This window comes from Streptomyces sp. NBC_01003 (genome assembly GCF_045162695.1).
Lineage (GTDB): Bacteria > Actinomycetota > Actinomycetes > Streptomycetales > Streptomycetaceae > Streptomyces.
This window is the reverse complement of the sequence record NZ_CP108707.1, coordinates 9,890,954-9,908,624: the sequence shown is the minus strand read 5'-3', so window position 1 is coordinate 9,908,624 and position 17,671 is coordinate 9,890,954. Positions and strand designations below refer to the sequence as shown.

The following is a 17,671-nucleotide window of genomic DNA, read 5'->3' as shown; positions in this document are numbered from 1 at the left end:
CGAGTGAACACCAGCTGGCCGAACCCCAGGCCGGCACGCGCCAAGATCAATCGCGGGTCAGCCCGTGAACGGAGGCTCGGGGCGGGTCCTTCTTTTGCTCCGCCTATGGAGAAGGCAGAGAAGTCAGAGCGCGATCCGTCACAGAGCACGGAAGGTGCCTGTAGGGACGCTCGGGTGTGCGAGACCGGTCCAGCGCCGTCAGCCGAGTGCGTCGAGCAACTCGCGCTCGCGCTGCGCGCTGAGGCCTGCGCGCCTTGCCCGGTCCAGCCCCTGCTCGCGTTCCCAGCGCAGTGTGTCGGCCAGCATCTCCGCCAGGGGCCGGTGACGCAGCCCCTCGGCGCGCGCCGAGGACCCGTCCCGGGCCGACCACCCTTCCCAGCCCGGCTCAACCAGCCACATCGCCAGCGATTCGGACCCCATGTACTGGGCCACGCCGTTGGCGAGCAGCCACGCCGATTCGGCGGTGACCACCGGACCGGTGTGCCCGCCGGCGGCGCGGGACACCTCGATCCACTCTTCGAACGGAACGACCGGGCCGACAGCGTTGTATGTGCCGGTGGTTCCCGTCTCCGCGGAGTCGAGCAGCCAGGAGGTGAGGTCCCGCACGTCGACCACCTGGGTGGACACGGCCGGTGTGTCGGGGACCAGCATCGGCCCATCCGGATCGCGTGCGGCGCGGGCGACCCAGTAGCCGGAACGCCCGCTGTGATCGCCCGGGCCGCCGATGAGCCCGGCTCGTGCGATGAGGAGTCGGTCGCCCACTGCGGCCGTCGACGCCTGCTCGCAGGCGACCTTCGCCTCGCCGTACAACTCGCGGTCGACCTCGCTCCGGTCGGTCGGGGCGAGCAGGGCCGCGGACTCGTCTGCCCCCGGCGTGGCGTGGGAGGCGTAGGCGTTGCCGGACGAGACATACACCCAGTGCCCGGCCTTGTCGCCCAGCACGTCGAGCGCTCCACGAACGAAGCCCGGCTGCCATGACACCTCGACGACCGCGTCCCACACCCGGTCGACCAGAGGCTCGTACGCCGACGGATCGCGCCGGTCGGCGGCGACCAGTGTCGCTCCGTCCGCGACTTCTCCGCTCTCGCCACGCGCGAGGCAGGTCACCCGATGGCCGCGTTCGATCGCCTGCCGCGACAGCTCCCGAGCCACCCATGCCGTTCCGCCCAGAACCAGGATCTCCATAGCGACACACAAGCACCGGGATCACCGCCCGGCCAGGCGGATTCGCTGACAGCAGATGGTCAGCGAAGCCCTTGAGCCGGTTGATGGCGCGTTCGACAGTGTTGCGCTTCTTGTAGTGCTCGCTGTCGAACCCGGTGGGACGGCCGCCTCGGGAGCCACGATTGTGTCGGTGTCTTTGCTGGTCGTGGCGCTCGGGGATGGTGTGCCGAATTCCGCGTCGCCGCAGATAGCGGCGATTCTTGCGGGACGTGTAGGCCTTGTCGGCCAACACACTGTCGGGCCGGGTGCGAGGTCGACCAACTCCGGCGCGTGGCACGGAGATCTGCTGCAGGATGTGCTCGAACTGCGGGCCGTCACCGTAGTGGCCGGGTGTCAGGACGAGGGCGAGGGGCCGGCATCGCCCGTCGGCTGCGAGGTGGATTTTGGTCGTGAAGCCGCCGCGGGAACGTCCCAGGCATTCGCCGATCTGACCACCTCCTCCAGCCGGACGATGAGTTTCCGGAGCACTGGATCGGCCCGGTTCGCCCCCTGGACTGCCCCCTTTTGAGGCGGTGTGGTGGGCGAGTCTTTCCTGGCGCCGGCGGCATGCTGGTGAGCCCGCACCGCTGTTGAGTCCACCGACACGTCCCAGTCGATCCCGCCCCTGGCATCTTCGGCAGCCTGGAGCTTCGACAGCAGCATCTGCCACGTTCCATCCGCCGACCAGCGGCGATGCCGTTTGTAGACCGTCTCCCAAGGCCCGAACCGCTCCGGCAGATCCCGCCACTGCACCCCGTCCGCACCCGGTACAACACCCCGTTGATCACCCGACGGTGATCACTCCACCGGCCCCCACGCGTCCCACCAACCGGTAAGAACGACTCCAGTCGATCCCACTCCGCATTCGTCAGATCTCCACGGCCCATACAGCCAGCCTGCCCCCAACACCCCGCTCACGTAAGGAGATCCGAGAAACAGTGCCTAACCTCGCCGTTTCGTTTGGGGACGGCGGCTGTTGGGGCGGAAACGCGAAAGTGCCTTCCTGACCTGGGACGATGAACCTTGCTGAGGGGTTCTGTCGGTCCAGGCGGAGGGCACTTTCTACGTGCAGGCTATCGGGTTGCGTCCCAAGATCCAGGTCAGTGCAGATGGTTCGGGGGTGGTCGGTCATGCCGGGGCACGGTTACTGGCTGATCTCGCTGATGCCACCGGGCTCACCGCCTCGTACTCCACCGCGCTCAGGCCGCTTCGGCCGCGCGGGACTGGGCATGATCCCGGCCGGATCGCCACCGACCTGGCGGTGATGCTCGCCGACGGCGGTGAGGCCATCGCGGACCTGGCCGTACTGCGGGACCAGGCAGGGGTGTTCGGTTCGGTCGCCTCGACACCGACGGCCTGGCGAATGCTCGCCGACACCGACGAGAGGACACTGGCTTCTCTGCGCTCGGCGCGTGCCCAAGCTCGGGAAGTCGCCTGGATGCAGGCCGCCGAGCAAGGCGAGGGCATACCCGCAGTCCGGGCCGCGGGACGCATTCTGCCCGGGCTGGTCCTGGACCTCGACGCCACGCTGATCACCTGCCACTCCGAGAAGGAGCAGGCCGCACCCACCTATAAAGGCGGCTTCGGCTTCCACCCGCTGCTGTGCTTCCTGGCCAACACCGGCGAGGCACTGTCGGGCCGACTGCGTCCTGGAAATGCCGGTGCCAACACCGCGAGCGACCACATCACGGTGTTCGACCAGGCACTCGCGCAAATCCCCGACGGGCACCGGCACGGCACCGACATCCTCGTCCGCACCGACAGTGCCGGATCCGCGAAAGCCTTCCTCGCCCACGTCCGCCACGTGCGGAAACGAGGAATCCGTACCTTCTTCTCGGTCGGATACGCCATCACCGAGCCGGTCCGCCGCGCTGTCCGGGCCATGCCCGAGCGTCTCTGGCATCCCGCCCTGGACCAGGACGGGACTCTGCGTGATGGCGCCGAAGTCGCCGAGCTGACCGGCATGGTCGATCTGGACGGCTACCCAGCCGGCACCCGCATCATCGTGCGCCGTGAGCGGCCCCACCCCGGAGCACAGCTGTCCCTGTTCGACCAGGACGAGGGCCTACGGCATCAGGTGTTCCTCACCGACACTCCGTACTCCGGTGACGGTTCCGCCCAGTTCCTGGAGGTCCGCCACCGCGGACATGCCACTGTCGAGGACCACATCCGGTGCGGCAAGACCACCGGATTCGGCCGCTTCCCCTCCCGAGACTTCGGCGTCAACGCCGTCTGGCTCGAACTCAGCCTCGCCGCGATCGACCTGCTCGCCTGGACCCGTGTCCTCCTCCTGGACGGGGAGCTGGCCACCGCCGAGCCGAAGAAACTCCGCTACCGGCTCCTGCACGTCGCCGCCCGCCTCACCCGCGGCGGCCGCCGCCTCCACCTGCGAATATCGGCGACCTGGCCCTGGAGACACGAACTGACCACGGCCTTCCACCGCCTCGCCGCACTGCCCCGACCCGCCAGCTGACTGGCAAACCCCCGTCCGCCCACGACCCGAAAGAACCCGGAGAATCCGACCAACGCGTCGGGACTCCGACCTGCCCAAGCACCGAAATTACGTCGGCCACCCAACAGTTGGCGATCAGCGACGCCGCCTCAGCCCAACCGAAACGGCGAGGCTAACTCATACCCAGGCGAAGAGGAGTGGCAGACGCACGCGATACACGCGATGGAGGCCTACGCCATACCGCTGGTAGTCCACGCCAACCAGACCATGTCCGCCCCCTGTTCGGTTGGGCGATCATAAGCCGCGATCGACCACACGCTGAGGCGAGGGCGGAGCCTGAACGCACGGTCATCCTCGAATCGGCCCGTGAGGCCCACTCGGGGTCGCCGGCTGAGCAATCGAATTGGCGGATGGTGCCAACTGGAGTGCTCAGAAGCCGTTGTCTTTCCGATCACGGGGGGGGACATCGGTTCGAGGATCAGTTGGGTGGACGGCCGGCTACTGGGGCCGTCGGAGGGCACCGATACGGCGTAGTTCAGGGTGGTCGACGTCGTCGTTGCCGATGACGATGCTTGCTCGCGTGGCCGGGTCGGTTTCGGCCAGGTAGTGCCGACAGGCTGCGTGGTAGCGGTTGTCGAAGGCATTCTCGGCCTGTTCAAGTCCGCCGAAGAGCGCGGCGTCCCGCGTAGTGCCGCGTCGGCGGGCGACGAGGAAGCTGGTGTCGGCGAACACGACCTCATCCCACAGGTGGGCCAGTTCGCTGCGCTGGAGGAAGCTGCCGTCCACGATCAGCACCGCGTCGGCCGGCGCGGTGACTGGGGGTTCGTCGATCTGCCGGTCGCTGGCCAGGTCGATGATGCGACCGCGGTATCGGCGGTCGCCGCCTGGGCCCAGAGGTGTGAGTACTGTCCGTGCGAACGCGGGAAAGTCGTAGGCGTCCTGGTAGTAGCCGAGTGCTGAGTCGCGGCCCTGCCGGTGGCGGTGGGCGCGCGGGTGGTGGAACCCGTCCATGGACAGGTGAATCGCGGGTCGGCCGCGACCGGCGACCGCAGATGCCAGTGCACGGGCCAGGGTTGTCTTCCCTGCAGCGGTGATACCGTCCACCGCGACCCGAAGCGGATGCCCGGGGTCCTGGGCCGCAAGGTGATCGGCGATCCGGCCAATGACCTGGTCGCGGGTGGGCTGGCTTGAGCAATCGTCAGGCGGGATCGCACTGGTCTTGATCAGTTCTGCCACCCTGCGGATCCTACAATGTGCTGGCGTCAGCAAGCTGATCGGAAGGTCACCGCCGCGATTGAGAGGGACTTCGTCTCCCTCTCACACACACCGCAGCCCTGGCCGTGATGACCGCGGTTGTCTTCGCCGGCCTGAAGAAGGCACGGTCGTACCGACCATGGTGATCGTGGGGTCGAGTGTGGCGGCTCGATCGGGTGATGTTGGGTCCGGGCGCGCATGAAGACAGGGCCTCTGGTGCAGCTCGCGGTTGTCGAAGACCATCGGCTCGTGCGGTGCGGTGCGGCGGGGCCGATTCTTTGTCGGGGGGCGACGCAGAAGGCGCCCGCGGAGCGATGGACCCACTCGTCAAGGTCTGCAGGCCCTCTTCCCGGTCAGATGTACATGACGCAGCACAACCGCACCGCGCCGCCGACAAGCGTGAGCCGCAACGCGGCGTCACCGCCACGGCGTTCGCCGTCCTGCGGTGACATCGGGGCGCTCTGGCGGGTGCGACGGTACGTGTCGTCGGCCTGTCCTGCGGTCGCTGCGCGTCTCTCCCCGACGCGCCGGGGACACAGCGGACTCCATCGCCTGACGCCTCCCGCCCGCCCGGGCCCGAGGGCCCTGCCAGCCACCCCACGCACCCGAGTCGTCCCTGCGGGCGCTCGTAGTCTCGCGCACTGATCGCCGCACCGCCCCCAACGCGATACGATACGTCTCGTCTTATCCGAGTCTTGCCCTGGAGGAACACCATGGAACGCTTCATCGACGCAGCACCCGGTGTACGCCTCTGGATAGAGGACCGGGGTGGCACCGGCGCGTCTCCGCTACTGCTGATCATGGGAGCGCAAGCACCCGGCCTGGGCTGGCCGGACGAACTGGTGGACACACTCAGCTCCCGCCATCGCGTGATCCGCTACGACCACCGCGACACCGGTCGCTCCACTTGGGCGTTCGACCAGAGGCCCTATCCCCTCAGCCAACTTGCGGAAGACGCCCTCACGGTGCTGGACGGCCTCGACGTCGAACGCGCCCACATAGTGGGCATGTCACTGGGCGGCATGCTCGCCCAACTCCTCATCGCCGACCATCCCGACCGGTTGCTCAGCGCGACGCTGCTCGGCACGAGCGCGCTCAGCACCGCCCACTACGTCCAGCCGGACGGAACCCGGATCCCGCCCGAGGAACTCCCCGGTATCGCTCCTCGCCTGCTTGACATGTGGTCCCGCCCCGTGGCGGACCTCGGCCTGGAAGCGGAGTTGGAACGGCGGGTCGAGCACTCGCTGATCCTGGGTGGCAATCAGCTTCCCTTCGACGCCGAATACGCCCGCGCCTTGGAGCTGAAGATCATTGAGCACACCGGGCACTACGCCACCAGCACCGCGCATGCCCGCGCCGACGCGTCCAACCTGAATCGCACCGAGCAACTCGCCCAGACCGCAGTCCCCACCCTCGTCATCTCTGCTCCTGCAGAACCGGTCTACCCGCCGCCGCATCCCCACCACCTCGCCCAGGCGATTCAAGGCGCACGCATCATCGAGATCCCCGGCATGGGGCACGCACTCCCACGTGAGGTGCACACGCCGCTCGCCGCCGCGATCCTGGACCACACCACCAGACTCTGATGCGCAGCCGGGCCGGAGGGCTGCCCGAACCACGGCTCGCGATCCGACTGAGACGACGGGACTGCAAGAAGAACGGTGTAACTCCTGATCATGGAGGATGCACTGATGACCAGTAACAACGCGTCTGAGGACGCGAGTTCAGTCCCAGGCGGGGGCACCTTCCTGCTGAGTGCGGTGGTGATCGCGCTTTTCTGGCGCGCCCACCACGCGGCACTGCGGAACGCGGGGCCGATCGACTCGTACCTGTTCTGACTCAACGTGGCATTCCTGCTACTGGTGTCGTCGATTCCTTTTCCCACCAAGGTTCTTGAGGACTACGGCGACCAGTTCGCGGTCCTGGTTTGTACGGGGCCGTCATCGGTACGGCCGCACTGGTGCTTCATACGATGGACCTGCACACCAGCCGCTCCGCCGGCGCGCCCTGGCGCCGCGTCCCACTTCCCGCTCAGGCCGTCGTGTATCTGCTCTCGGTGGGGATTGCGCGAGTCTCGCCCACAGCTGCGATCTACAGCTGGGCCGCCGCCGTGCCTCTTTCCGCGGTGGCCGCCCGGATTGCGGCACGGGGTCGCTGACCGGATGTTCCAGCTGGGGGAACGAGCTGTGTCGTGCCGGCAAGTGCGGGCGGCGCGGGTGGCGCGGGCCTTACGGTCAGCTGGCATGACGCACGAATCGCAGGACGCATCCCACCTGAGCCGGCGTACCGCACTCGCCGGGCTCGTCGGTGGGACCGGGGTCGCACTGGCTACCGGTTGCACCTCCTCGAACGGAACCTCCTCACAAGGGGTCGCACCCAGGCCCACGGCGTCGGCCACTGGCTCGTCGGCGGGTGCCACGCCTGGGGTGATGACGCTCTTCCGGGACCCGGCGTTCAACTTCAGTGCCCTCTGGGCCCTCGGCGGGGCCGGATTCGGCGGCAGCGAGGTGGGCGAGGTACTCACCGCCGTGAACACGATCAACAAAGCCGGCCTCTCCTCGCAGACGTACGTCGAGACCTTCAAGAAGCTCGGCGACCAGCTGATGAGGGCGCCCGACGGCAGCAAGCCCGACCGGCAGACCAGGCGCCTGCGCGCACTGCGGGCGGCGCAGTACTACGCCCAGGCTCTGTTCTTCGTCCTCGGCTCCGACGCCCCCGAGAGCGAGGAAGAGCTGTACAGGGCCGGGCGCGGTGCCTGGGACAAGTTCTGTGAACTGTGCGACCCAGCACCGGTGACGGCGAGCATCCCCTACGGGAAGACCCCCCTGCCGGTGTGGTTGTTCCGCCCTGACAACTCCGGCAAACAGCGCCCCACCGTGATCCTCACGAACGGCAGCGATGGACAGAACGTCGACATGTGGGCCTATGGCGTCTCGGCCGCCCTGGAGCGTGACTGGAATGCCCTCGTATACGACGGGCCGGGCCAGGGGCAATTACTCTTTGTGAACCGGGTGGTTTTCACACCGCGTTGGGAGACGGTGGTCACGCCGCTCGTCGACTGGCTGGTCGCCCGTTCCGACGTGGACGCCGGCAGGATCGCCCTGACTGGGCTGAGTATGGCGGGCAACCTGGCCCCCCGGGCCGCGGCCTTCGAGAAGCGCGTCGCCGCCCTGGTGGCGATGCCTGGATGCTTGAAACCCTGGTTGGGCTTCCCGCCGGAGATTCGGGAGATCCTCACCCCGAACAAGGAGCAGACCAACAATATCTGGAACAAAGAGGTCGTCCCTGAGCTGCCTGCGGCCGCCGCCGCGACGATGAAGAAGCGCTTCGAGCCCTCCTCCATCCCGGCGATGCTCGCTGCCCGCGAGGGCAAGGTCTTCACGGACTTCTACACCCCCGCCAAAAGCATCGAGTCACTGGCCATCACGAGCGTGGTAGGCCGCATCACGATGCCCACCCTGGTCCTTGACTACGAGTACGAGCAGTTCTATCCCGGGCAGCCGCGGACCATGTTCGACAAGCTGACGTCCCCCAAGGACTACGTGAAGTTCACCGCGGCCACCGGCGCGCAGTTGCACTGTTCCCCGATGGCACCGCAGCAGCACTGCGACGTCGTCTTCGACTGGCTGCAGGAGACGCTGCCGGGACGCTGATAGCCAGGTTCCAGCCGCTCGCCGAACGGGTGATCCGCGAGATACAAGCAGACGACGAGTCACTGAAATCGGGGCCTGGATGACTGTGTAGCCCGGTCTCTTCATGGGAGAAGACCGAGCCACAATCCGGCTCCTCAGTAGGCTGGCACGGTCGACCAGAGGAGCACTGCACATGAGTTTCCGCCTGAAGCCGATCACTCGCGAGGAGCACCTGGCCTTCGTCACCGCCAGGCCCTCGGCGAGTCACATGCAGGTTCCTTCCTGGGGGGATGTGAAGCCGGACTGGCGGGCGGAGAGTCTGGGCTGGTTCGACGACAGTGACCGTCTCGTCGGCGTGGGGCTGGTGCTGTTCCGGCCGTTGCCGAAGCTCAAGCGGTACCTCGCCTATCTGCCCGAGGGGCCGGTCATCGACTGGGACGCGCCGGATCTTGAGCGGTGGCTGGAGCCGATGCTCGCCTATCTGAAGGCCCAGGGCGTGTTCTCGGTGAAGATGGGTCCGCCGGTCGTTGCCCGCCGTTGGAGCGCGGAGGCGGTCAAGGCCGCGATCGCCGACCCGCAGGCCAGACGACTGCGCGATGCGCGGGCCACCATGCACGAGCCGCGAGCGTTCGACGTCGCTGACAGGCTCCGGCTGATGGGCTGGCAGCAGACCGAGCCCGGCAGCGAGGACGGCTTCGCCGCCGGCCAGCCGCGCTATGTATTCCAAGTTCCCTTCGCCGGCCGGTCCCTGGAGGAGATCCAGCGCAGCCTCAACCAGCAGTGGCGCCGCAACATCAAGAAGGCCGAGAAGGCAGGAGTCAAGGTCGTCCTCGGCGGCTACGACGATCTGCCCGCCTTCTACGAGATCTACGTCGAGACCGCCGAACGCGACCGGTTCATCCCACGCCCGCTGGCCTACTTCCAGCGCATGTGGACCGCGCTGACAGCCGAGGACCCCCACCGCATGCGCCTCTACCTCGCCCACCACGAGGGCGAAGTACTCGCGGCAGCCACAATGCTGACTGTCGGTGAGCACGTCTGGTACTCCTACGGCGCCTCCACCAACCGCAAGCGCGAAGTCCAGCCCAACAACGCCATCCAGTGGCGGATGATGTCCGACGCCCACGACCTCGGCGCGAGCGTCTATGACTTCCGCGGCATCACCGACACCCTGGAGGAGAACAACCACCTGCTGGGCCTGCTCCGGTTCAAGGTCGGCACCGGCGGTCAGGCCGTGGAATACATCGGAGAGTGGGACTTCCCCCTCAACAAGCTCCTCCACAAGGCCCTCGACCTCTACATGTCCCGCCGCTGAGCTCGACAGACCGCAGATCTTCACGGCCCTGGGAACGGAGCCGGGCCCTCCAGCGCCGTGCCTGTCAGGGACACAGCCCGAGAGGACCCGGGACCGCCAAGCTACCGGCATCCCGCCACCACCGAACTCAGACACCTCGCGACATATCGGCACCGGGTTGGAAGTCACCCGATAGAAGTGGCTCCCGATCTCATTGCCGATCACGGACCTGTGGCGCGTCCATCCCCATCACGGATGGAGCAACGCGGCTCCCGTTCCCGTCGCCCCAGCTCCCGTTCACCCTGCCGAAAACCGTATCCGGATCCAGGTCAGCAGCAGGTCCAGGGCGAGCTGCCCGATGCGTGATGTCGGCTTGGTCGTGGTCATCTGTCCATGGTCAGCCCGGTGCCTGCGAGGCAGTGTCGCTGCATACGGCACGGCAGCTAAGGATGAAGGCGTCGACGGCGTCGTCCACCAGTTGGGTGTGCGGGCGGGCGACACCGATCTGGCTGGGACTGACGCCCGTCACGGGCCGGTAGACGACGTCCGGGCGCTGGTAGTAGCGGGCTGTCGCCTCTGGGGTGAGGCTGATGCCCTGGCCGTGGGCGATCGCGTTGAGCCATTCATCGGGGTGGTGCGCGACCGCGCCGATACGCACAGGGTGGCCCTCGCGCTCGTCGGCCGCGAGCCAGTAGTCGCGCCACTCCCCTGACTCGGCGGGGGTCGCCACGAACGGTTCGTCGTACAGATCCTGGAACCGGATCCGGTCCTCCCCTGCGAGGCGATGCCCCTCAGGCAGGGCGATCCAGCGTGGCTCGGTCAGCAGCACCTCGACGTCGAAGTCGCTCTGCGCGGGCACTGGCAGGCGCAGCAAGGCCACGTCGACCTGGCCGGTGGCCAACCCGGCGGTGGGGTCGGTCCATTCGGTCTGCCGCATCTGGACCCGCCAGCCGGGGCGCCGCCGGGCGAAGTCGGCGATGATCAGCTGGGTGCGCTCATTGGCGGCGCTGGCGACGAAGCCGACCCGTAGCGTGCGTGCGGCCCGGGTCGTGGCGCCGCGGGTGACGCGCAGCGCACGCTCCCAAGCGGTGAGCACGGCGCCGGCGTGGGCGGCCAGAGCCTCACCAGCCTCGGTGGGGGCCATCCCGGCGCGGGAACGGACGAACAGGTCCACTCCCAACTGGGCTTCCAGCTGCCGGATCTGCTTCGTCAGCGCGGGCTGCGAGATGTACAGACGCTCGGCAGCCCGCGTGAGGTTGCCTTCCTCGACCACCGCGGCGAAGTACCTCAACTGACGGGTGTCGATATCCATGCCGCGAGGTTATGGAAGCAGGTATTGGACGACTACAGCGGCCCGGCGAGATCGTTGATCACGCGACCGGGACAGCCCGGTACCGAACCCGCCGGGGAGCATCCAGATGACGACGAGTGAAGCCGTGTCCGACCCCAAGGTCGAGGCCATCAACCACTTCTTCTCCGCCTACGCCGCCAATGACGTCAAAGCGATGAGCAAGGTCCTGGCTCCGGACATGGAGTGGACCGTCCCGGGCCACCACCCTCTGTCGGGCACCAAGCACGGACTCGACGAAGTGGTCAGCTTCCTCGACCAGCTCGGCAAGGCGGGCTTCCAGGCCGAACCCGTGTTTCTCGGCAGCAACGGCGAGTACGTCGTCGACATCCACCGAGGCTGGACGACTCAGGGCGTGGGCCAGGTCGACACGATATGGGCACTGGTATGGCACTTCGACGCCGACGGCCAGGTCGATCGAGTGATCAACCTCAGCGGCGACCAGCACCAGATGGACAACTATGTCTGGGCCAACGTCCCGCTGGCACCCCTTCCAGCCCGCCTCGCCCGATGACAGAAGGAAACAGCATGAACATCATTGTGATCGGAGCAACCGGCACCATCGGCCGTGCGGTCGCAGACGCGCTGGAGACCGAGCATGAGGTGATACGGGCTTCGCGCAACGGCAGCACACGGGTCGACCTCGAAACTCCAGCCTCCATCGACGCCCTTTTCGACACCGTCGGCAAGGTGGACGCGGTCATCTGCTGCGCGGCCAGCGGTCAGCTGACCCCACTCACCTTCCCTTCCGACGACGAGTTCACCCTCGGTCTGAAAGGCAAGCTGCTGGGACAGGTGAGGCTGGTACGCCGGGCCCTGGACCACGTGCGGGACGGTGGGTCCATCACACTCACCAGCGGCACCTTCCAAGAGCCCACGCCAGGCAGTTCGTTCGGCGCTCTGGTCAATGCCGGACTGGAGGCGTTCGTCCGGGCGGCAGCCATCGAAATGCCCCGCGGGGTAAGGGTGAACGTCGTCAGCCCAGGGTGGGTGAAGGAGACGCTCGAAAGGCTCGGTATGGACAACGGTGAAGGCACGCCGTTGAGCGACGTCGCCCACACCTACATCGAAGTTGTCACAGGGAAGATGCAGGGACAGACCTTGACCCCTCTCCCCCGCTGAATGCCGGAGCGCCGACAAACCAGCGGGACGCCGCTAGCGCTCTGACCGCATGGGTTCGCCGGGTTTGGCCGTCGTGGCGGTTGGATGTGCAGTGACGTCCGATCCGACCGCTGGAGGCGCGGTGGCCGAGCCTGTCCGTGTGCGCAGACTGACCGACCAAGAGGGGCAGCGGCTGCAGCAGATCGTGCGCCGGGCCGCACGAGTTCGGTGTCCTATCGGCGCGCGATGATGCTGCTGGCCTCGGCCGCCGGCAACCGCGTGCCGGTGATCACCCAGCTGGTGCAGGCCGACGAGTACACCGTCCGAGATGTGATCCACCGGTTCAACGAGATCGGCCTGGCCTGCCTGGACCCTCGGTGGGCGGGAGGCCGTCCCCGCCAACTCAGCCCTGACGACGAGGACTTCGTCATCGCGACGGCCACCGTCCGCCCCACCAGAATCGGCCAGCCATTCACCTGCTGGTCACTGCGCAGGCTCGTCGCTTACCTGCGGAAAGTCCACGGCCAGGTGATCCGCATCGGCCGTGAGGCGCTACGCGGCCTGTTCGCCCGCCGCGGTGTCACCTTCCAGCGCACCAAGACATGGAAGGATTCCCCCGACCCGGACCGTGAGGCGAAGCTGATCCGGATCGAGGAGGTCCTGGACCGCTTCCCCGACTGGGTGTTCGCCTTCGATGAGTTCGGACCGCTCGGAATCCGGCCCACCGCGGGCTCAGGCTGGGCCGAACGGAAACATCCCGACCGGTTCCCGGCCACCTACCACCGCCCATCGCCGACTCCAACCACCCGAGGCGGACCCGGGCCCTGCACGCCTACCTGCGCTGGCGCAACGCCACCGCGACGTCCTGGCCTCCGTACGCAAGGAACGCGCCCGCATACGCAGCGAGAAGGGCATGCGTTGGGGCGGACGCCCGCTCACGACGGCAGCCTGACCAAAACGCTCCGGGGGGGTCAGACCACCAGCGCCGCGTGCAGCGCACTGAAGGTCTCACGAAGCTCCAACGTGGCGATCGGATCGATCTCCATCTGCAAATGGCACACGTCGTCACCGCCGTTGGGAGTCAGGCGCACGAAAAGGGCGAAACCGTCCCCGACCGGCACCGCCTTCAACGTCAGCGGATTGTTCCGACCGGGAGTCACCGCAGCCGAAAAGCGTTCACCCGACGGCGCGCGCAGGTGAGAGAGCATCCGCGCTGCGAAGTCCACAGCCTCCGCAGCGCTGAGATCCGCGGTGAAGTCAGCTGTCAGCCAGGAGGACCAGTCTGCGGTGATCTGCCAGCTGTCCCCACCGTTCCGAGCCAGTTCCAGCCACACATCATCGTTGCCGAGGCGTATCCGCGGCTCTTCCATCGTCGCCCTCCGACATCCATGGTCTGGACTCAAGATCGTATGGGGCGGATCACGGTCGTCGGAAGTCGTCACTTGCCATCCACCCGCCCGCGAACCCGGCGAACCTTCCCGGTCAGAGCACTAGGTCGTTTCGTTTGGATCATCGGGCTGACCAGATGAAGATGCCTGCGAGGTGGAGTGAGGACGCGCGCTGCGCTCGTTGCAGAGGCGCTCCATCGCTAACGTCTGAAGGCATGACGACCTTCGCTCTCGGTGGGACCAGCGTGGTCCACCGCCTCGGCTTCGGAGCAATGCGGATCACGGGCAAGGGAACTTGGGGGCCGCCCGCCGACCCCGCGGCCGCAGTGGCACTGCTCCGCCGGACGGCGGCGCTGGGCGTTCAGCTCATCGACACCGCAGGCACCTACGGCCCCAACGTCTCGGAGGAACTGATCGCCGAGGCGCTCTACCCCTACGAAGGGTTGCTGATCGCGACCAAGGGCGGTTGGCAGCGGACAGGGCCGAGCGGCTGGTCGGAGGACGGCGAGCTCCTCGGGTGGGCGCATGCGGGTCGGCCGGAGCAGCTCCGAGCGGCCTGCGAGGGCTCACTGCGTCGACTCAAGGTCGACCGTATCGGCCTCTATCAACTGCACTGGCCCGATCCCGATGTTCCGTTCGAAGAGTCGGTGGGAGCGCTGAGGGAGCTGCAGCAGGAAGGCAAGGTGCTCCACGTCGGCCTCTGCAACGCCACAGTGGAGCAACTGGCTGTCGCGCGGTCCATCGTCGAGATCGCGACCGTCCAGAGTCCGTTCAACCTCGCGGACACGAGCAGGGCGGACCTGCTCGACGAATGCGAGGCGCACGGGATCGGCTTCATACCCTATCGCCCGCTGGAAAGGGGAAAGCTCGCAGAGCCTGGTGGACCGGTCGCAGCGGTGGCTGAGCGCCACGGCGCGACCCCAGGACAGGTCGCACTCTCGTGGCTGCTCGCGCGCTCGCCCGTCCTGCTCCCCATCCCGGGCACGACTTCGATTGCCCACCTCGAACAGAACGTCGCGGCCGCGTCACTGCGCCTCGACGAGGAAGAGGTGCAGGCGATCGGTGACGCAGCGGCCTAGGCAGTTTCGTTTGGATCACTGAGAGCGGAGGTGCCGTGTGGAGCCGTAGGTGGCTGCGATGTCGGTCCTGCGGTCTACGGTGCGATCATGTTTATCCTGCCCGATGGTCTGCCTCCCGGCCGGTTCCTGTCTCGTGATCCCGTACCCGTGTGGGTCTCTGACGAATTCCCTCAAGACATCGAAGAGCTGTGGCCCAGCCTGATGAGCGAGCAACGAGCACGCGGCCTGGTTCCGCTCCTGTGCTGGCCCGCCGCCATGGGAAGACCGCTCAGCCCGGACCACGTCGACGCCGTCCGCCTGGAGGAGGTGCTGGCTGCGGACTTCATCGAGTACCGCCGCAGGAGGCTGCCCTTCTGGACGGACCCGACTCCGGCCCCGGTACCTGAGGGAGTCGAGCCGTGGCCACACGCCCCCGGGCCGCCCTTCGAACAGTGGCCGGGCCTGACACCGGCGATGCCGGTTACGTCCGCGGGCCCGACGCCCGAAGAGGCTGCGTCAAGCCTGTTGGCCGGGCTCATCGAGACGCGCGAGTTCGGGCTGGACGAGTGCTGCCTCGTTCTCGTCCCTGCCCATCGCAGCAGTGACGCTCTGGCGTTGATCGGCTGGTCCGCGGAGGCGCCACTGCCTCTGCTGTGTGCACTCCTTCGGAGCTGGGAGGACCGCTTCGGTGCCCAGGTCGTGGCGGTGTTCGGCAGCGAGCTGCACGTTTCGGTCGCGAGACCTCTCGTTGAAGCAGAGCACGCGAGCCGGCTCGCTTTGGAGCATGTGCTGTCGACCGCGGACAACATCGTCGATGACCCGCCCACGCCGTTCCCCGAGTACGCGACGGACCTCGTGGGGCGGACTTCCTGGTCGTTCTGGTGGGACTAGACATGACGGCCGGGCTGCCTTCCTCGTTGGGTCGGATGTGCCGTTGACTGATGCGCAATGGGCGCGGATCGAGCCGCTACTCCCGGATCGCAGGCCGAGGCGTGGGGGCGGATGAAGGGATCACCGTGAAGTAATCGACGCGATCGCCTGGAAGTTCCAGACCGGATCACAGTGGGTCCACTTGCCGGAGAAGTTCGGCAACTGGCGGAGCGTCTACAACCGGCTGCGGATGTGGGCCATCGACGGCACTTGGGAGCGGATGTTCACTGCGCTGATCGCGCAGGCCGACGCCGAGAATGACCTCAACCGGGCCGTCTCGGTGGACTCCACCATCGTGCGCGCACACCAACACGCGGCCGGGGCCCGAAAAAGGGCCCCGGCTGGCGAGCCGGACGACCATGCCATCGGCCGGTCCCGCGGCAGACTGACAGGGCTACGACCACGACCACCTGCGGAAATGGCTTCGTAAACGTGGCATCCGACACCGCATAGCCCGCAAGGGAATCGAGTCATCAAAGTGGCTTGGTCGCCACCGCTGGGTCGTCGAGAGGACCGTGTCCTGGCTGGCAGGCTGCCGCCGCCTGCACCGCCGCTACGAACGCAAGCCCGAGCACTTCCTCGCCTTCGTCGGCATAGCCGCTGCTCTCATCGGCTACCGCCGACCGACCAAGTGCAACCACGTCGAAGGCCACGCGCAGCAGGGGAACGGCCTGCGCCGATGCCGGAGCCGCCGCGTCAGGCGAGCCAGTAGCAGGGCAGGCGAAGGAGATCGGCGGCCTGGGCGGCAACCACCTCGGCATGCGGCGGGACGCCTTCGTCGGCGAGGCCTCGAGCCAGGTGCAGGTGGAGGGACTGGAGGGTGGCAAAGGTGTTGAACGCCCAGATCGGGACGGGCCCGGGGCCCCCTCCGTCCAGGACCTCCGCCACCGCGGTCAGCCAGCCGGTGGCCTGCTCGAGCTTCAGGCCAGGGGCCTGGAGGATACGCATGAGCGCACGGGCAAGCCTCGCGTCTTCCAACTGCGCGTATCGGTAGTCGGTCTGCGCAGCCGTCATCCTGCGGGCACAGAGTTCAAGTAGTTCAGTGCGCCGGTCGGGCAGGGCCTTTGCGAACGCGGCAGTGGCGTCAGCCCCGTGTGCGACGGCGTGCAGCCAGCCCAGGGAGTCGTCCCAGCCGCGAGTGTCCTGCTCTACCGGATACCAAGCCGAGAATTCGGCATACCAGCGTTCCACAGCCTCCTTCGGCACAAGGCCGGGGACAGTGTGTCCGCGCGTCACAACGGAGCAGAGGATCAGCGGCGCGAAGGTCCGGGCCTGTACCTCAGGGTGGATGAATCGGCTGGTGGCGGTGTCGCCGAGCGCCTCGAGGACTTCGTCGAGATGTCCTTCCCTGATCCAGCGGGCGGCGGCGGTGTAGGCGTAGTCGTCACGGATCTCAGGGTCGGGCGAGATCAGCATGGCCGACAGCTCGTCGGCGAGCTGAGATGCCGGTACGGCCTCGGGGAAGGGGAAGCCGTCGGCCGCGATCGACGGCCAGTCGACGAAATCAGCACTCATCAGGTCAGGCTTTCACACTGCTGGCGGAGACCAACAGCGGACTCGTCCGCTATCGCAGACTCGCCATCTGAAACAACGTCTTAGTCCAACCGGGACACCTGGTAGTGGACGATGGACCAGCCGTCCGCCACCCGGCGCACCACAATCGCGAGCTTGACGGCAACCGGGGTCCGGTCGGTGAACGAGAACTCGACGTCCAGGTAACCGAGTACCAGGTCGTCCGCCAACCGCCGGGTTTCGAGAATCCGGTACTCGGCAGTCATGCCCAGGGGTTGGGAGTCGTAGTACTCGGCGATGCCCCGGTGCCCGACGGTGTAAGGGTGTAGGCCCTGGAAGATCGCGTCCTCGGTGTAGAGGGAGGCGACCTGCTGCGGGTCGTGCGCGTCGACCGCCGCCTTCCAGGGGGCGAGGACGCCGCGCAGGATCGCCGCGTCGTCCGTCGTGGTGTTCGTCGTAGTGCTCATCGGGTTTCTCCCGTCGAATGGAGCGGAGCCGG

General features: G+C 67.3%; 15 protein-coding genes and 4 pseudogenes. 12 read left to right on the top strand and 7 right to left on the bottom strand.

The genetic code is table 11. The features are described 5' to 3' along the window. Nucleotides 1-198 precede the first annotated feature (198 nt). Together OG698_RS45615 and OG698_RS45610 are read right to left on the bottom strand one after the other, a co-directional pair. Entirely contained in the window at nucleotides 199-1,185 is a 987-nt protein-coding gene (locus OG698_RS45615; protein WP_406110169.1) for an oxidoreductase, read from the bottom strand. A gap of 64 nt (nucleotides 1,186-1,249) precedes the next feature. Next, a pseudogene (locus OG698_RS45610) lies at nucleotides 1,250-2,090 on the bottom strand (IS5 family transposase); the annotation flags it as partial. 149 nt (nucleotides 2,091-2,239) lie between these two features. On the opposite strand from OG698_RS45610, the gene OG698_RS45605 reads away from it, so the two are divergent. Then, entirely contained in the window at nucleotides 2,240-3,676 is a 1,437-nt protein-coding gene (locus OG698_RS45605) for an IS1380 family transposase (RefSeq protein WP_406110760.1), read from the top strand. 477 nt (nucleotides 3,677-4,153) lie between these two features. Here OG698_RS45605 and OG698_RS45600 read toward each other — a convergent pair whose 3' ends face one another. Beyond that, complete coding sequence (locus OG698_RS45600) at nucleotides 4,154-4,891, bottom strand: hypothetical protein (RefSeq protein ID WP_406110167.1); 738 nt, start codon at nucleotides 4,889-4,891, stop codon at nucleotides 4,154-4,156. 731 nt (nucleotides 4,892-5,622) lie between these two features. On the opposite strand from OG698_RS45600, the gene OG698_RS45595 reads away from it, so the two are divergent. From OG698_RS45595 to OG698_RS45580, 4 genes are all read left to right on the top strand, one after another. Continuing rightward, the gene (locus OG698_RS45595) at nucleotides 5,623-6,495 is read left to right on the top strand and encodes an alpha/beta fold hydrolase (RefSeq protein ID WP_406110165.1); all 873 of its coding nucleotides are present in this window, start codon (nucleotides 5,623-5,625) and stop codon (nucleotides 6,493-6,495) included. A 105-nt stretch (nucleotides 6,496-6,600) separates the two neighbouring features. Then, nucleotides 6,601-6,747 (top strand): hypothetical protein, encoded by a 147-nt coding sequence (locus tag OG698_RS45590; protein WP_406110163.1) that lies wholly within the window; start codon nucleotides 6,601-6,603, stop codon nucleotides 6,745-6,747. Nucleotides 6,748-7,152: 405 nt separating this feature from the next. After that, the gene (locus OG698_RS45585) at nucleotides 7,153-8,562 is read left to right on the top strand and encodes an alpha/beta hydrolase family protein (RefSeq protein WP_406110161.1); all 1,410 of its coding nucleotides are present in this window, start codon (nucleotides 7,153-7,155) and stop codon (nucleotides 8,560-8,562) included. 172 nt (nucleotides 8,563-8,734) lie between these two features. After that, entirely contained in the window at nucleotides 8,735-9,856 is a 1,122-nt protein-coding gene (locus OG698_RS45580; protein ID WP_406110159.1) for a lipid II:glycine glycyltransferase FemX, read from the top strand. 376 nt (nucleotides 9,857-10,232) lie between these two features. Here OG698_RS45580 and OG698_RS45575 read toward each other — a convergent pair whose 3' ends face one another. Further along, nucleotides 10,233-11,147, bottom strand: coding sequence for a LysR family transcriptional regulator (locus tag OG698_RS45575; RefSeq protein ID WP_406110157.1), 915 nt, complete (start codon nucleotides 11,145-11,147; stop codon nucleotides 10,233-10,235). A gap of 106 nt (nucleotides 11,148-11,253) precedes the next feature. Here OG698_RS45575 and OG698_RS45570 point away from each other — a divergent pair, with 106 nt between their 5' ends. The 3 genes and pseudogenes from OG698_RS45570 (at nucleotide 11,254) to OG698_RS45560 (ending at nucleotide 13,236) form a co-directional block, all read left to right on the top strand. Then, nucleotides 11,254-11,697, top strand: a complete 444-nt coding sequence (locus OG698_RS45570) for a nuclear transport factor 2 family protein (RefSeq protein ID WP_406110155.1) — start codon at nucleotides 11,254-11,256, stop codon at nucleotides 11,695-11,697. A gap of 14 nt (nucleotides 11,698-11,711) precedes the next feature. Next, on the top strand, nucleotides 11,712-12,305 hold the full coding sequence (locus OG698_RS45565; protein WP_406110153.1) for a short chain dehydrogenase: 594 nt from the start codon (nucleotides 11,712-11,714) through the stop codon (nucleotides 12,303-12,305). 121 nt (nucleotides 12,306-12,426) lie between these two features. Beyond that, nucleotides 12,427-13,236: pseudogene (locus OG698_RS45560) on the top strand (transposase). Between the two features lie 19 nt (nucleotides 13,237-13,255). On the opposite strand, the gene OG698_RS45555 reads toward OG698_RS45560, so the two are convergent. After that, a complete protein-coding gene (locus OG698_RS45555; protein WP_406110151.1) occupies nucleotides 13,256-13,654 on the bottom strand; it encodes a hypothetical protein in 399 nt (132 codons plus the stop codon). Between the two features lie 233 nt (nucleotides 13,655-13,887). Between OG698_RS45555 and OG698_RS45550 the strand changes: the two genes are divergently transcribed. The 4 genes and pseudogenes from OG698_RS45550 to OG698_RS45535 all read left to right on the top strand — a co-directional run. Further along, complete coding sequence (locus tag OG698_RS45550) at nucleotides 13,888-14,751, top strand: aldo/keto reductase (protein WP_406110149.1); 864 nt, start codon at nucleotides 13,888-13,890, stop codon at nucleotides 14,749-14,751. A gap of 201 nt (nucleotides 14,752-14,952) precedes the next feature. Continuing rightward, a complete protein-coding gene (locus OG698_RS45545) occupies nucleotides 14,953-15,621 on the top strand; it encodes a DUF4253 domain-containing protein (protein WP_406110147.1) in 669 nt (222 codons plus the stop codon). Between the two features lie 130 nt (nucleotides 15,622-15,751). Beyond that, nucleotides 15,752-16,090: pseudogene (locus OG698_RS45540) on the top strand (transposase); the annotation flags it as partial. Continuing rightward, a pseudogene (locus OG698_RS45535) lies at nucleotides 16,050-16,289 on the top strand (transposase); the annotation flags it as partial. The pseudogenes OG698_RS45540 and OG698_RS45535, both read left to right, overlap by 41 nt. Before the next feature lie 67 nt (nucleotides 16,290-16,356). Here the strand turns inward: OG698_RS45535 and OG698_RS45530 are convergent. Further along, entirely contained in the window at nucleotides 16,357-17,175 is an 819-nt protein-coding gene (locus OG698_RS45530; RefSeq protein ID WP_406110145.1) for a DUF2785 domain-containing protein, read from the bottom strand. Nucleotides 17,176-17,255: 80 nt separating this feature from the next. Continuing rightward, complete coding sequence (locus tag OG698_RS45525) at nucleotides 17,256-17,639, bottom strand: YybH family protein (protein ID WP_406110143.1); 384 nt, start codon at nucleotides 17,637-17,639, stop codon at nucleotides 17,256-17,258. Between the last annotated feature and the right edge of the window lie 32 nt (nucleotides 17,640-17,671).